13 protein-coding genes and 1 riboswitch are annotated in these 14,594 nt (G+C 38.3%); of the genes, 10 read left to right on the top strand and 3 right to left on the bottom strand.

Translation table 11 applies throughout. From position 1 onward, the window contains the following. Positions 1 to 23 precede the first annotated feature (23 nt). The 3 genes from A361_RS24580 to mgtE all read left to right on the top strand — a co-directional run bounded on the left by A361_RS24580 (position 24) and on the right by mgtE (position 3,984). Entirely contained in the window at positions 24 to 1,217 is a 1,194-nt protein-coding gene (locus A361_RS24580; RefSeq protein WP_019383348.1) for a PDZ domain-containing protein, read from the top strand. 336 nt (positions 1,218 to 1,553) lie between these two features. Next, positions 1,554 to 2,153 carry an undecaprenyl-diphosphatase gene (locus A361_RS24575; RefSeq protein WP_019383347.1) on the top strand — a complete coding sequence of 200 codons (600 nt, stop codon included), beginning with the start codon at positions 1,554 to 1,556 and terminating at the stop codon, positions 2,151 to 2,153. 103 nt (positions 2,154 to 2,256) lie between these two features. Continuing rightward, a riboswitch (M-box (ykoK) riboswitch) is annotated at positions 2,257 to 2,422 on the top strand. Positions 2,423 to 2,625: 203 nt separating this feature from the next. Continuing rightward, positions 2,626 to 3,984, top strand: coding sequence for a magnesium transporter (gene mgtE, locus A361_RS24570; RefSeq protein WP_019383345.1), 1,359 nt, complete (start codon positions 2,626 to 2,628; stop codon positions 3,982 to 3,984). A 188-nt stretch (positions 3,985 to 4,172) separates the two neighbouring features. On the opposite strand, the gene A361_RS24565 is transcribed toward mgtE, so the two are convergent. Further along, positions 4,173 to 5,411 carry an MFS transporter gene (locus A361_RS24565; RefSeq protein ID WP_019383344.1) on the bottom strand — a complete coding sequence of 413 codons (1,239 nt, stop codon included), beginning with the start codon at positions 5,409 to 5,411 and terminating at the stop codon, positions 4,173 to 4,175. Positions 5,412 to 6,159: 748 nt separating this feature from the next. Between A361_RS24565 and A361_RS24560 the strand changes: the two genes are divergently transcribed. The 3 genes from A361_RS24560 (at position 6,160) to A361_RS24550 (ending at position 8,795) form a co-directional block, all read left to right on the top strand. Further along, complete coding sequence (locus A361_RS24560; protein WP_019383343.1) at positions 6,160 to 6,945, top strand: alpha/beta fold hydrolase; 786 nt, start codon at positions 6,160 to 6,162, stop codon at positions 6,943 to 6,945. Between the two features lie 434 nt (positions 6,946 to 7,379). Next, positions 7,380 to 8,066, top strand: coding sequence for an MBL fold metallo-hydrolase (locus tag A361_RS24555; protein ID WP_009331883.1), 687 nt, complete (start codon positions 7,380 to 7,382; stop codon positions 8,064 to 8,066). Between the two features lie 195 nt (positions 8,067 to 8,261). Next, positions 8,262 to 8,795, top strand: a complete 534-nt coding sequence (locus tag A361_RS24550; RefSeq protein ID WP_019383341.1) for a hypothetical protein — start codon at positions 8,262 to 8,264, stop codon at positions 8,793 to 8,795. A 234-nt stretch (positions 8,796 to 9,029) separates the two neighbouring features. On the opposite strand, the gene A361_RS24545 is transcribed toward A361_RS24550, so the two are convergent. After that, positions 9,030 to 10,586, bottom strand: coding sequence for an amidase family protein (locus tag A361_RS24545; protein ID WP_009331881.1), 1,557 nt, complete (start codon positions 10,584 to 10,586; stop codon positions 9,030 to 9,032). Positions 10,587 to 11,179: 593 nt separating this feature from the next. On the opposite strand from A361_RS24545, the gene A361_RS30070 reads away from it, so the two are divergent. The 3 genes from A361_RS30070 (at position 11,180) to A361_RS31020 (ending at position 12,638) form a co-directional block, all read left to right on the top strand. Continuing rightward, the gene (locus tag A361_RS30070; protein ID WP_236887940.1) at positions 11,180 to 11,500 is read left to right on the top strand and encodes a hypothetical protein; all 321 of its coding nucleotides are present in this window, start codon (positions 11,180 to 11,182) and stop codon (positions 11,498 to 11,500) included. A gap of 313 nt (positions 11,501 to 11,813) precedes the next feature. Beyond that, positions 11,814 to 12,443 carry a TetR/AcrR family transcriptional regulator gene (locus A361_RS24535; RefSeq protein WP_009331878.1) on the top strand — a complete coding sequence of 210 codons (630 nt, stop codon included), beginning with the start codon at positions 11,814 to 11,816 and terminating at the stop codon, positions 12,441 to 12,443. 21 nt (positions 12,444 to 12,464) lie between these two features. After that, a complete protein-coding gene (locus A361_RS31020; RefSeq protein WP_019383338.1) occupies positions 12,465 to 12,638 on the top strand; it encodes a hypothetical protein in 174 nt (57 codons plus the stop codon). A 264-nt stretch (positions 12,639 to 12,902) separates the two neighbouring features. On the opposite strand, the gene A361_RS30065 is transcribed toward A361_RS31020, so the two are convergent. Then, positions 12,903 to 13,040, bottom strand: a complete 138-nt coding sequence (locus A361_RS30065; RefSeq protein WP_019383337.1) for a hypothetical protein — start codon at positions 13,038 to 13,040, stop codon at positions 12,903 to 12,905. 263 nt (positions 13,041 to 13,303) lie between these two features. On the opposite strand from A361_RS30065, the gene A361_RS24530 reads away from it, so the two are divergent. Further along, on the top strand, positions 13,304 to 14,404 hold the full coding sequence (locus A361_RS24530) for an AI-2E family transporter (RefSeq protein ID WP_009331877.1): 1,101 nt from the start codon (positions 13,304 to 13,306) through the stop codon (positions 14,402 to 14,404). The last annotated feature ends 190 nt before the right edge of the window (positions 14,405 to 14,594 follow it).

Genomic DNA, 14,594 nt, shown 5'->3' with positions numbered 1-14,594 from the left:
ATTAATAGAGGCTGGTGGCAAGTTTGATAGAGGAGTGGATTTTTGAGTTTTTAAAAGGAACAGGAAAGCTGCTGCTGAATCCGGTATTTTATTACCTGTTTTTTGTAGCTGCATATTTGGGGGTTTCCCGTGTAAGGCGTGAGCGCAAAAACTTTTCTGTTCGTGCGGAAAATGCTTATTTTGAGCTGAGGCAGCTCCTGCCTCTGGGTATCCTGGCAGGTCTATCAGTGAGTGTTGTGATGGTTGGAGCAGGACTTGTCGTACCAGTGGAAACGATTGTTCTTACTGCTGCTCTTACGTTCCTGTGGAGCTTTACGGCAAAAGTGAGATGGATGGCGCCTGTTTATACGCTGGGCTTTGCATTTTTCGCAACAATGTTTGCTGCTGAACAGAAATGGCCATTGCCATCATTCGCCCAGTCGGCAGCGGACCTTGACTCTTCCATCTTTCCGTCCATCGCTGTTCTCCTGGCTCTTCTTGTTATTGCAGAAGGCTTCCTGATTATAAGAAACGGCCGGAAAGGGACATCTCCCAGGCTTGTAAAGAGTAAACGGGGCCAGACGATCGGCATTCATGAATCAAAAAGAATCTGGATGGTGCCTGTGTTTTTGCTTATTCCCGGTCAGGCACTGCAGCTGCCATTTGATTGGTGGCCAGTGATTCCAATCGGCGGGGAAACGTATTCGCTCATTCTTGTCCCTTTTTCGATCGGCTTTTACCAGCGGATTCAGGGCACGCTTCCTAAAGAGGCAACAGCATTGCTCGGACAAAGAATCTGCGTGTTTGGCGTACTTCTTTTGCTGATTTCATCTGCAGGCTACTGGTATCCGCTTGCTTCTGTGGGTGCAGCCGCACTGGCTATCATCGGGCGTGAATTCATCTCTCTCCGCCAGAGAATGGCAGAGGACCAGGCACCGTCTTACTTTTCCATGCGCAATCAGGGAATCATGGTGCTTGGAGTAGTTCCGGATTCACCAGCTTATAAAATGTCTCTGCAAGTGGGAGAGGTTGTTACAAAAGTCAATGGTGTGAAGATCCATAATGAAAAAGGCTTCTATGAAGCGCTGCAAAAGAACGGGGCTCACTGCAAACTTGAGGTTCTTGATGTGAACGGCCAGGTGCGGTTCGTCCAGCGCGCTCTTTATGAGGGCGACCATCATGAACTTGGATTGCTTTTTGTGCAGGAAGAGAAGAAATGGGATAGTGAAGCGGTGTAAGTGTTACTTTTCATTAACAGCCGGAATACGCACTTAATCCTCCGGAAAGATTTTCATAACATTTATAGAGACCCTTCATTAATTATATTGAAGGGTCTTTTTTGATTAAAAAAATGTGAAGTTTTCTGAAACTCACGGGGCGGTTAGATAAATAACTAGAAGAGACTTTACTCAAAACGTTTTGTTTTGATCATCCCTAAAGTCCAGTTCACTGACTTCACCAGCTGCTTTCATATTACATAATTGTTAGATTCATGTAAGATAAATCGATTTTTAACTAATAAAAGATTGTCTATACTTCTTTCATAGTGATAAAACAGGAAGGGAGTATATATTATGGATTTATCTCAAATGAACGTGGAACTGTTTAGGATCATTAATGACTTTGGTAAAGAACATACATATTTAAACCATACTTTCATATTTTTAGCCGAGTATATGGTATTTGTCCTTGGATTAATGGCTTTAATTTTCTGGTTTACCAGGAGAAAAGAAAACAGGTTTATGATCATCTCGGCTGCTGCCGCCTTTATCATGGCTGAGATTATCGGTAAAATTGCTGGAAAGTTGCATTCAAACAATCAGCCATTTGCAGAATTGTCTAATGTAAACAAATTAATAGAGAAAGCAGTAGATAATTCCTTTCCAAGTGACCATACCATTTTATTCTTTGCATTTTGTACGACTTTTTTCATCTATCAAAAAAGATGGGGATACCTTTGGATCATCATTGCCCTTTTGGTTGGCGTTTCCCGTATATGGGTGGGGGTACACTATCCTGCAGATGTCTTGGCTGGAGCGCTAATAAGCATTGTTTCGGCAATAATCGTTTCTTACATTGTCCCCCGTCTCAACTTTATAAGAAAGTTTCTATTGCTTTATGAAAAAGGGGAAAAATATATTTTTCCTGGCAGGGACAGGTCCAGAGAATTATAAAAGAATGCTATGATACGCTCAATTAGAAAGAATTAGAAACAGATAATTTTATAAAAAGTGTTTACTTTTAATGAAAAATCCATTAGATTGAATTTTGTAAACTGAATATCCTCGTTAGGTGAGGCTCCTGTGTTGGAGATATGCTGCTGCCCAAAAATGTCGAAAGACGCCAATGGGTCAACAGAAACCATCGACTTAAGGTGGTTTTTAATGTAGCTGGCTTTGTCCTATGCCACACAGTGCTAAAGCTCTACGAATGGAGGAACAGAATAACCAGGTTGTTTGTTATTCTTATTTTTGTCATCTTTAAACCTGCACCTTCATTCGAAAATGAAGGTGTTTTTTTATCTTTCCGGGAGGTGAGGAGTAATGGAAAATGACCCCTGCTCAAAACATCATGAAAATAGAATGCATCTAACAGAATATGATAAGGGACATGATCCCTTGTTCCTTACAGAAGGAGTGACAAAAAATGAAGATAAATATGCCAGCAGATCAAATAACTCTTCAAATCATAAAGTCTTTAAAAGAAGGAAAAAAGGAAGAATTTCATGGAATCTTAGAAGAACTCCAGCCTTATGATATTGCAAGAGTATTCGAGGGACTCCCAGAAAAACATCACACACGCTTCCTGTTATTGCTTTCTCCTAAACAAATCGCTGACTTAATACAGGAGCTGGAAAAACCATATCAGCTGGAGATTCTCACTAAATTAGGATTAGAAAAGTCAGGGCACGTTATGGACTTAATGGAAAATGATGATTTGGCTTCTTTACTTGAAGACTTATCCCCTGACAAATTAGAGGAACTCCTTTCAGGTATGAAGGAGGAAGAGTCCCAAATTGTTCAAAACATCATGAACTATCCTCCTGAAACGGCAGGGCGATTGATGACTAACCGTTTTGTCTGGATACCTCAGCATTTCACTGTTCGAGAAACAGTAGACAAACTTAAAGTGTTTGCTGAATACTCAGAAACCATAAATTACTTATATGTCATTGATCATGATAAGAAGCTTGTTGGAGTTGTATCCTATCGGGATTTAATCCTGGCCGATGAAAAGGAAAAAATTCACGATATTATGTATAGCCGAGTCATTTCTGTTTCAGCGGATTCTGACCAGGAAGAAGTAGCCCGCATGATTGAGCGATATGATTTCTTGGCAATTCCTGTTGTGGAAAGTAATAACCAGCTGGTAGGGATTGTGACAGTAGACGATATTATTGATGTGGTTATAAGAGAGGCAAATGAAGATATTGAGAAGCTTTCAGCATCAGGTAAAGCCATTGATTTTGAGACGAAGGCATTTGTTGCTGCCTATCGCCGTCTTCCCTGGCTCATTTTACTTTTATTTATTGGTATAGTTTCCGGAACAATAATTAGCGGTTTTGAAGAAACGCTGTCAAAAGCGGTGGCTTTAGCATTCTTTATGCCAATGATAGCAGGTATGACAGGAAATACAGGCACCCAATCTTTAGCTGTTGTCGTAAGAGGGCTGGTTTCCCGTGATATTGACAAAGGGGTGGTTTTCAGGCTTATTTTTAGAGAGTTAAAAGTCGGTCTGATCATTGGATTTACTTGCGGAATATTAATATCCATCATTGCGCTCGTTTGGCAAGGAAATGCCGTTTTAGGGGTAGTGGTTGGAAGCTCTTTGGTTATGACACTGATCATTGGAACTTTAGCTGGCACTATCATACCAATCATTCTTTATAAATTAAATATTGACCCTGCCGTGGCTTCAGGTCCATTGATTACAACACTAAATGACATACTCTCATTACTCATTTACTTTGGAATTGCCACAATGTTTATATCAAAATTGATGTAGGTAAATGCATTGTCAATTCAAGATCAGCTGCCGAAACAGGTAGCTTTTTCTTATTCTATAAAAGGGGCAGGTTAGCGAAAAAATCAAAAGCCAATAATGAATAAGTTACGAATAAAAACTTGTTTATATTAACCGATGTTTTATATTTTTATTATGTAGTCAGTCAAATCTTCTTATTTTAATGCATTTTAGATTTCGTCATCTTCTATTCGAGCATTTCGCATCGATGAAAGACTGAACCACAGTCCGCATAAAGCTAGTCCAGCTATTGAAATCCATAAAGCCGTTATGAAACCTAGTCCGTCAGCGAGGGTACCTCCTAGTGGAGCGCCGATAACGACTGCACTACGATTGATGGATCGAAGTGTGGCATTCATACGACCTTGCAGGTGAGATGGCGTGACATACAGTCGATATCCCATTTCAAGAGGACCTTCGATTCCCATGGCAAAGCCGTAAAAGAGCTGCCCCACAATCACAAAAATGAGAGCTATGTACTGCGAATCGGAGTTGTTAGTTGCTGGAGCTAGAGCCATCAAGATAACTGCTGGAGCATAGAGAATTCGAGAAAAAGCCATTGCACGTCCGACGCCAAAGCACACACCGGCTTGAGGAGATAAAGAGGTTCCTGCGACAGCACCAACACCTGCAGCGGCGAGGACATACCCAAGGAGTGAGGCATCGAAGCCAAGCTCAATTAAAAAAATGGATACTAGGATCGTCATGGTCATGCTATGGAAGAGAAACCAGGCGTGCGTGTTTAAAGCGAGTGTACGAAGGTATTGGTGTTGATAGACCCATCGCAAACCTTCCTTGATTTGCTGACCAAGTGGTCCAGTCTTCACTTTTTTTGAGGGCTGGTGTTTAATCGATGCCATTAATACACCTGAAAACAAATACGATAAGGCATCAAAAAGAAGGGCAAATGGTGCACCGATCAATGAGACGAGTCCACCTCCAATGGCTGGACCGCTCGTTTCCGCGACAGCTGAGCTTTGTTCTAACCGTGCATTTGCACGTGTTAATAAATGACGAGGGACGATTTGTGGCACAAAGGACTGGTAGGCAGTATCATTAAAAAGAGACAAAGCACCAAAGAGCACCAGCAGGAACATTAGCCAGCCAATACTGATTACTCCTGTGATAGACATTAAGCAAATGAAGGCAAGTATAATGCTGCGCCCCATATCTGTTACCGCCAATACAGTCTTTCGGTGAAAGCGATCAACCAAAACCCCCGCTATTAATCCCAACAGTACATACGGAAGCCATCTAGATGCTGAAACCCAGCCAACATCAACAGCACTGCCTCCCATATTACCAACCACTAATACCTGAAGAGCGAGAGTTGTAATATATGTGCCAAAGCTTGAAGTTGTCGAGGCAATCCAAAAACGAACAAAGCTTCTGTGCTCCCTTAATTTCATCGGGCTTCACCTCTTTTGCCAATTTATACAACTTATAAATATAGTAACTATACTGACTTTCAAAAAAGTGTAAACATAGAGTTTTATATGGGACGGACCTTGGGGGAGTAGTGGAAGGCTAACATTGGTTATTTATAAAAAAATCTTAACAAAGAGATGAAAAGAACAAAATCGAAATGGTCAATGACATGAAGGGAAAATTAGGAGTCAAGGTTCTTAAATTTTTTTCTATAAGAAGGGTAATTCTCTATTTATCACAAAAATCCTCTATAAGGCTGCCATTCTCTAAGGCAGCTTTCTTCATGTCAAACGGGGCAGTTTAGCGGAAGAATAATGTTATAATTTGGATGTGAAATATGTGTCTACTTAAACAAACAGAGATTTAGTGAATGAAATGAATGGACTATTGCTACTCACTGAGGGTGTATAAAAAGGAGTTGAGGGGTCTTGATATTTTATGCAGAAATCTTACGTACAATTTCCATTGTAATACTTATTATTAGTTCTTCTATCTACCTTCGGCTTTTGGAAAAACCAAAAAACAAAGGAAACTTTCATCCTATGAACTTACAATGTATACCATCACCCAGATAGCATATATCTTCTTTGCAATTAGTTTATTGATTCCTATATTTGTGTAATTGAGAAGTGGGCTTATGTTCAAGATCAGCTGCTAATCGAGCAGCTTTTTTCTTCTTCAAATTAAAAGAGCAGGATGAGCAATATTCATTTAGAGAGGTGGATACGTTTGAGTCTATATTATCACGAGTATGGAGATAAAAATGCCTCATTAATGGTCTTTTTGCATGGAGGTGGTGTAAGTAGTTGGATGTGGAATAAACAGATTAAACACTTTAGTCATTATCATTGTCTTGCAATAGACTTACCAGAACAAGGGAAAAGCAACGATGATAATATAGGGGATTTTACAATTAAATATAGTGCTGAGAGGGTTATTGAAATAATAGAAAAAAAGGCTTTTGAAAAAGAGGTAATTGTCATCGGATTCTCTTTGGGAGCACAAGTTATAGTTCAGATGCTGAGTATGAAACCCAGTATGGTTAATTATGCAATCATAAATAGTGCGTTAGTTAGGCCTTCTCCATATATAAAAACAATGATTGCTCCTTCAATTAAATTAACATTTCCACTCATTAAGAATAAATTATTTTCAAAACTTCAAGCTAAAGCACTTTATCTCGATGAAGAATATTTTGAAACCTATTATAAAGAAAGTTCTTTAATGAAATCAGGTACACTTATTAGGATATTGGAAGAGAACATGTCTTTTGAGATACCAAGAGGCTTCGAAAAAGCGGAGTGTAAAATATTAGTGACTGTTGGTGAAAGAGAAAAGGTAATAATGAAAAAATCAGCAGCAGACATTGTTTTACATAATTCTAATTGTGAAGGAATAATCATACCTAATGCTGGTCACGGAATCTCATTAGCTAATCCTGATTACTTCAATGGAATAATTGAAAATTGGATTCAGGATGGCGTTCTGCCACTAGATGTAATGCCAATTAAGTGAAGAAAGCGGCAGGTTAGTGGAAAAAGGGATTGTTTTAAAGAGAGAAGAATTATTAATCTTGATAGATAAAAACTTCAATTATAAAGGGGAATAATATGAATATCAGTCCATTTAAAGAGACAAATAAAGATTTTCTTTTAAGTCTTTCAACACGATTTGCCTATTAGGTTGGCTTGATCCTCAAAAAAATGGAGAAGGCAGAAGAATGGGCGCATTAAAAAGGTACAATAAACTCGCCCTAAACTTTGCCAGGGATCATAGTGCAGTAAATTTCTATAAGCATTTTACTGCGAAACTGAAGTTCTAAAAATGGTAAAAGAGATTTAGTGCCAGGGCTGTACTAAAGAATTTCACTTCCAGAAATAAGAAGTGACCGGCTTGAGTTAACGAGGGAGAAAAGATGAAATTATATAGGAAACTATGGAGGAAGAAAAATGAAGATAATAGAACTACCAATTGAATTTGAATCTAATGGGCAAAAAAATTACATTTATCCTAGCTTAATTATATTGAATAATGAACTAACCTTGGTCGATACAGGGTATACAAATTTTTTTACTTTAATCGAAAATGAAATTTTAAAAAATAGACATGAAATAAAGAATTTAAAGAATATAATCATTACCCACTATGATGATGATCATATAGGTTCTTTATATGATTTTAAAGAAAGGTGTCCTTGGATTAACATTATAGCTAGTGAAATTGAATCAAAGTACATTAGTGGTGAAATAAAGTCAGAGAGATTGGTTCAAGCAGAAGAAATGCTAGAAAATATGCCAAATGAAGAAATGGAATTTGGTAAATGGTTTATACAGCAATTAAAGAATTTAAAGCATGTTTCAATTGATGAAAAGGTAAATGATGGTGATATGATTTTAGATAATAAATGTAAAGTAATATCAACACCAGGGCATACTTCAGGGCATATTTCATTATATTTTCCAAGTTTAAAAAGTGTAATTACAGGTGATGCAGCTGTTAAAGAGAATGATGAATTAGTCATTGCTAATCCACAATTTTGTTTAAATGTTGAGAAAGCAGAACAGTCTTTGACAAAGATTAAAAATCTTAAAGCTGAAAATTACTATTGTTATCATGGTGGGAAATTAACTTTATAATTGAGGGCTAAACACAAATATTCGAATTTACACTCATTAATTCTTTATTTTATCGGAGATTTTCAAGGGGTTAGACATTTGTACTTCACAACGGGAACCGGTTTATTTAGGGAATTTATTGGTGATTGCAGAATATATATATGTAGTCATGGTATCGTTTCTGCAAATGTGCCACTATGTTAGGAGTGACTGCGATTGCGTTTTGAAAATGAGAAAATACACTCTAAAGTTATTACCAGAAAAATAGAAGTTGGTGGACTTACGAAATCGCAGCTTATCCAGAAATTGCAACAATACTCTATCTTGATGAATGAGTATGCAGAAAAACTATTAGCTGATGATAAATTTACTAGCTCTGATACAAAGTACAACCTTCAGACCGTAGAACTAACGGCAGGCAATCTTGGCTTCCCTGATGGAGCTACTACGGATCAACTCTTTAAAAAAGCGAACGAACTAGGTTTGGAATTGTGTCCGCTTGAACTGGGACCTTATCTAAGACTGGAATATCTGGATCAGCCTGAGGGTTATTCGGGGAATTCTTTGCAGCGGAATGAAGCTCCATCTGGCTCTATCACAATAGCCTCGGAGACACTATCTGAAGACGCTGATTTTCCAAAAGGCTTTTATCTTAGACGAATTAACGGCGTGTTGTGGCTGCGTGGGTACAATGCAGATTATCTGCACGTTTGGAATCCTAATGATCATTTTATCTTTTGTCAAACTTAGATCAAAGAGGGATCTTTTTTTAATTGAAGGGCAGTATACCCTGGTGCTTACGTTCATGATCAGCTGCTAATCAGGCAGCTTTTACCTCGATTATTCAATAAGAATGAGCGCCTTTTCCTTATTCAACGGGTGCTAATGTTAAGAGAAGGGGGATCGCTGCAGCAATCCCTATTCTTATGTTTAGGAAAAAGCGATTCTTCTTTATTGAAGATAGCCTCTTTTCTTTGAAGATTCTTATTTTAGTTCAGGCGCTATTCGATGGTTAGTTCCTTCTTGATAAGCATAGGCTAGTTTAATCAAAGTTGGCTCGTCGAATTCTTTTCCTAGCAGCTCTAGCCCGACTGGAAGGCCGTTGTCACTGAAGCCGGCAGGAACCGAGATTGCAGGAAATCCTGAATAAGGACTTAAGCGATTAGCATTCCCTGCACCTTGGCTTTTGCCCACCTGTGCCGGTAAAGCACTCGAAGTTGGATAGAGTAGTGCATCAAGGTCATGTTCATTAAACGTTACCATTAAGCTTTCCCTTGCCATTTTAGGACGATTGGTAATAATGTCATGGTATTCCTCATCATTTTCTAATGATTCTCTTTCATTTCGGGATTTTAATCCACTTTCCAAACTTGGATGGAACTTCCCGCTTTCGATAATATCTGATAAGGTTCTTACAGGTGCATCCGGCCCAAGGCCAGCCAAATAATCATTTAACTGAAATTTAAATTCGTATCCGCTTAAGCTTGGATAAGAAAGAATTGGACTAAGACTGGGAATTGTTACCTCGAACACTTCTGCTCCAAGCGCTTCCATGTCCGCAATCACTTGATCCATCACTTTATTGACTTCAGGATCATTCCCAAACAGGTCGCGAATAACGCCTATCCGAGCTTTCTTTAATCCATTTTTCTTAAGATAATGAGTATAGGTTTTTGGAACTTTCCCGATACTCGCTTCAGTAACTGGATCTGCTGGGTCATAGCCAGCAATTGCATCGAGCACAACAGCCACATCTTCAACCGTACGTCCCATCGGTCCGCCGACATCCTGTGATAGTGCAAGTGGAATGATTCCATCTCGGCTGGCAAGTCCCATAGTAGGGCGAAGTCCAACCAGATTATTAAAGGACGATGGTATTCGGATGGATCCACCAGTGTCTGTCCCTAATCCGACAGCGGCAAAGTTGGAAGCAACCGCTGCTGCCGTACCACCGCTTGAACCACCTGGGTATCTTGTTAAATCATATGGATTATAGGTTTGTCCACCAAGGGAACTAATTGTTTGGAATCCGAAAGCAAATTCATGCAGGTTCGCTTTCCCTAAGATGATTGCACCTTGATCTCTTAATCTTTTTGTTTGATAGGCATCCTTTAGAGGGATGGAACCTTCAAGTGACAGGGATCCTGCAGTGGTTTGCATATCGTATGTATCATAGTTGTCTTTTAATATAACCGGAATTCCATGCAAGGGACCGCGAACGTTTCCCGCTTTACGCTCTTTATCTAGTTGTTTCGCTTCCTCTAATACATTTTCGTTAACCGTAATGATGGAGTTAATGCTGTCATCGTACTCCCCAATTCGATTGAGATAGAATTGAACCAATTCCTCAGAGGTTAACTCCTCCTTCTGCATCTCATGCTGCAATTCAAATATCGTCGCTTCCTCAATCTCAACAGATAAACCTCTTTCAGCGACGGGGCTCGCTAAATTAGAAACAGCACCTGCTGGATCTGCGTACAGTCCCAAAGCCATTACTAGAGCAGTGAAGAAAACTATAAATTTGTTATACCATTTTTCCATTTCGAACCCCTTTCATTTTTTGGAATAATTTGAATATACCAATCTATATTTATACTGTATATAAGAGGAATGTCATGAAAGACTAGGTTATATAGGGAGTATTAACCAATTAGAAGGTTTCATTTTATTCCACTTGAACAAGCAGTATAATTTCCGGTGCCTGGAACCGCTTTAAGTTAAGGTTCTTAATGATACAAGTTGGAAAAATTGGTAGAATTAGGGGTGTTCAACATTTAATTGACATAAATATTCGCTAGTGGATTTGATTAAACTACATAACTGTACTCATGGAGACATGGAGAGCACGAGTATATTGGAAGCCTATATTCCTTATTTAACAACAGGGGCAGGCTTGTTGAAGAGTGTTGTTTTTCTTAATTCCACAATCGGACCATTTTCTGAGATAGTATTCGATAAGGAATTTGAATAGGTAGAGGAGAAATTTTCAATGAAGTATTTTGTAGATGATGACCATTGGGATGTAATGGGCTATGTAAAGGAATGAAAAAGACTATTACCCAGGTTTAATAAAGAGACATCAAATTTTTTAAAAAAACTCATTCCATGATGGTAAAGTTGTTTCTCTTACGGTTTTGAATCAAGAGAATGGGAAAGCAAAGGACCCGACCACAATTAAAATGGTCATTGAGCAATATGAAGAGGGTGCGGGGATATATGAAATACAATGGTTAAACGTTCGTAAGTTCTTAATGGATTTTGATATTAAAAGAAATGTTGATGGTAATAAGCCTAATGAAATTGTCTTCGGTGGTAGAAAAGGACTTGATGATTGGGGCTACGATGAAATCCTTCCGTTGAGTAAAAGGAAATTGCAACATGAAATTCTTTTATTTTCACAAACAAAGATACTTATACATTGCTCGGATATTAAGATTAGAAAAATAAAAACTTAGAAAACAAGATGATATAAGATATTTCCTTCCAGACAAGAAAGGTAAAATTATTTAATTGTAAAGTATTGTACTTAAACTATTTGGTGCTTATATACAAGATCAGCTGCTGAATCGGTAGTTTTTCTTATTCCATAAAAGGGGCAGTTTAGTTGAAGATCGATGTTCAACTTGTGTTCAACAATCGGGCCAGATTATGGAGTAAGGTATTATTGAACTAATGGTGCAGGATATTTGCATAAAACCATTTAGATAATCTTCAACTAAATGGTTTTTTTTGTTTGAATTGTTTGTACGACTGTACTAAAATAAGTACATGAGTAAAAAAAACAAACCAACTAACCAAAAAGAATTATCATTCATCGAAAAAGCCCGCAGAGCTCAAATTGTGGAATGTGCGATTGAAACAATCGCAGAAGTAGGTTACGCTCAAGCCTCTATAGGACAAATTGCAAAGCGTGCAAATATCAGTAAGGGGGTTATTTCTTATCACTTTGCAAATAAAGAGGACTTATTGGAGCAAATACCTATCGAATACTATTTGGCTTGGCAAGCCTATATTGCTCCAAGAATAGAAGCTCAAAAGTCTCCTAAAGACATGCTTCGGGTGTATATTGAATCCAACCTTACATTTATAGATGAAAATCGTCAGCATGTTTTCGCTGTTATTGAAACGGTTTCAAATAAGAGAACTGCTGATGGTAAACTTCAGTTTGCAGCAGACCATGATGAAGCTATTCTACTTCCGATTGAAAATATTCTTACCCTAGGGATGCAGGAAGGAGTTTTCAGAGAATTCACCAGATCATCAGCAAGGGTGATGGCGTTAACAATAAGAAGTGCCATTGACGGGTTCACCCTTGAATTAACGAGAAAGCCTCATTTAGATGTTCAGGAATATACTAGGGAATTGGTTACAATCTTCGATAAATCAACTAAAAAGTAATGTGACGCTTAGGAGGATTTAATGATTTACTATGAGGTACTTTGTTATAGTTGTAAAAGGATTTTCAGAGTATACGAAGGTTCACTAAATTATAAACAATTTAAGGAAAATAAGGCTAAGATTTTTTGTTGCGAGGATTGTAGTCATAAGATACGTATGGATGCAATTAAAAATTTCTTTAGATACTTAAACTAACGGTTGAAGAAGGTTGTTACTAAAGGTTTATTCCGTTTCTTTTTGATAAACTATTTGATCCAAGTTACAGGTATCTAATTCCGCGAAATTAAGAAAAACGATATAATATAAAACAGGGATATTATAGGGGCCATTCCGGGAAATGCCAGGAAATTAAAGTAAGCTTGAAGATAACTTCTAAAACCAGTATTTCAGCCAATGGATGCTGGTTTTTTGTTCTTCAAGTGAGGAAAGAAAGCAGCTGGAATCTAATTTATGAGCAGATTAAAGTAAGTTCTGGACTGCATTCTGGATGAGAAGGATATCATTAAAGATTTGTTTTTTTATCTTTTCATTCTTACAGCGATTCATTTCGCTTTTCAGTAATACGAGTTCCTTCTTGAAAATGTCTATTGTACTCATGTGTCTGTTCACTCCTGGCTTTAAGAGGGGAAAAGCTTGTTATTTATAGTCTTTTATACCCTGTATGGGATTGATGAAACCAAAAAATGAGATATTTATGAGTAAATATATCCACTTGCGGATTGTGTGATTTTTAATTATATGGATTGTTTTTTCCGAAACCTTTTCAATTCCGAATCGTAATAGAAGTAGCATCTTCTTAGGAGTAAACACACGAATATGGTATTCTTTAGTTAATCCAATTCAAAGAAAAAGGTGACATTGTGGCAAAGAAAAAACTGCAATACTGGACTTTGCAATTGCTGCTTATCTTAACAATTATTTATGTATCAACTAAAATTTCTTTTTTGTTTGAACCAGTGGGCATTTTTGCATCAACATTATTTTTTCCAATTATTATTTCAGGATTTCTCTATTTCCTATTGAACCCGCTGGTAAGATTGCTGCAGCGCTACAAGGTGCCGAGAACGGCAGCGATATTGATCATCTATGCAGCTGTTATCGGTTTAGTAATGCTGATTATTGGCAACATTGCTCCGCTTATCAGCAGACAGGTGACTGAATTATTCAACGACCTGCCGGGGTATGCGAAGACGACAAGAGACTTTGTTAACTCCATGTCCAGCACCGAAGAGTTCAAATGGTTTTTGGAGCAGGACTACATATCGATTGAAGAAATTGAAGCACGCATTATGGAATATGCCAATACCCTGCCAAGCCGTGTGACACAGGGGGTAGCTGGAATAGTCAGCCTGGTCACCAATATTGCGATTACAATAGTAACGGTACCATTCCTGCTTTTCTATATGTTTAAAGACGGAGATAAGTTCCCTGCTGCCGTTTCGAAGTTCCTTCCTGCTTCTTACAGGGAAGAGGGGGTTAAAACGCTTAAGGAAACAGGAGAGACACTTTCTTCCTACATTCAGGGGCAGATTACAGTAGCATTATTTGTTGGGACACTTTCATTTATTGGCTATTTAATCATCGACTTGCCATATGCGCTAGTCATGGCGCTTATTGTTGCCATAACCAATATCATTCCTTATGTTGGGCCGTTTCTGGGCGGTGCACCTGCCGTAATCGTTGCACTTTTTGACTCGCCGACTAAAGCCTTTCTGGTGGTCGTAGTCATTGTGATTGCTCAGCAGATTGAAGGAAATGTGCTGTCGCCGCTGATTCTCGGAAAAACCTTGAACACACATCCGGCCACCATCATCATCCTATTGCTGGTTGCAGGCAATCTTGCCGGTATCCTCGGCATGATTCTGGCAATACCTACCTATGCTGTGACCAAAACGATCGTCTTAAATACAGTTAGATTTTTAAGGGCGAGGAAGACAGCGAGGGAAGAAGCGGTTACTTAAATAGAAAAAGCTCCTTTTAAAAAAAGGGGCTTTTTCTATTGCTGAATTTATTTAACATAATTCATCAAATAGGTTACAGCTTGTTGGGCTTTTCTAGCCTTTAAAAAGATTAAGGCATGATCCCTTCTTATCTAACATTTCACATAATTAAAGCGGGTATTTTTTGTTTTTCCCTCCCGAAAAGTTAAAA

It is taken from the genome of Cytobacillus oceanisediminis 2691, assembly GCF_000294775.2.
GTDB classification, from domain to species: Bacteria; Bacillota; Bacilli; order Bacillales; family Cytobacillaceae; genus Cytobacillus; species Cytobacillus pseudoceanisediminis.
The sequence above is the reverse complement of the archived record's forward strand: the minus strand, read 5'-3'. Positions and strand labels throughout refer to the sequence as shown.

What these genes read in the sequence shown, in the direction of transcription:
- A361_RS24575 (WP_019383347.1), top strand. Translation starts at nt 1,554, where the DNA reads ATGGATTTATCTCAAATGAACGTGGAACTGTTTAGGATCATTAATGAC.
- mgtE (WP_019383345.1), top strand. Translation starts at nt 2,626, where the DNA reads ATGAAGATAAATATGCCAGCAGATCAAATAACTCTTCAAATCATAAAG.
- A361_RS24565 (WP_019383344.1), bottom strand. Translation starts at nt 5,411, where the DNA reads ATGAAATTAAGGGAGCACAGAAGCTTTGTTCGTTTTTGGATTGCCTCG.
- A361_RS24555 (WP_009331883.1), top strand. Translation starts at nt 7,380, where the DNA reads ATGAAGATAATAGAACTACCAATTGAATTTGAATCTAATGGGCAAAAA.
- A361_RS24545 (WP_009331881.1), bottom strand. Translation starts at nt 10,586, where the DNA reads ATGGAAAAATGGTATAACAAATTTATAGTTTTCTTCACTGCTCTAGTA.
- A361_RS24535 (WP_009331878.1), top strand. Translation starts at nt 11,814, where the DNA reads ATGAGTAAAAAAAACAAACCAACTAACCAAAAAGAATTATCATTCATC.
- A361_RS31020 (WP_019383338.1), top strand. Translation starts at nt 12,465, where the DNA reads ATGATTTACTATGAGGTACTTTGTTATAGTTGTAAAAGGATTTTCAGA.
- A361_RS30065 (WP_019383337.1), bottom strand. Translation starts at nt 13,040, where the DNA reads ATGAGTACAATAGACATTTTCAAGAAGGAACTCGTATTACTGAAAAGC.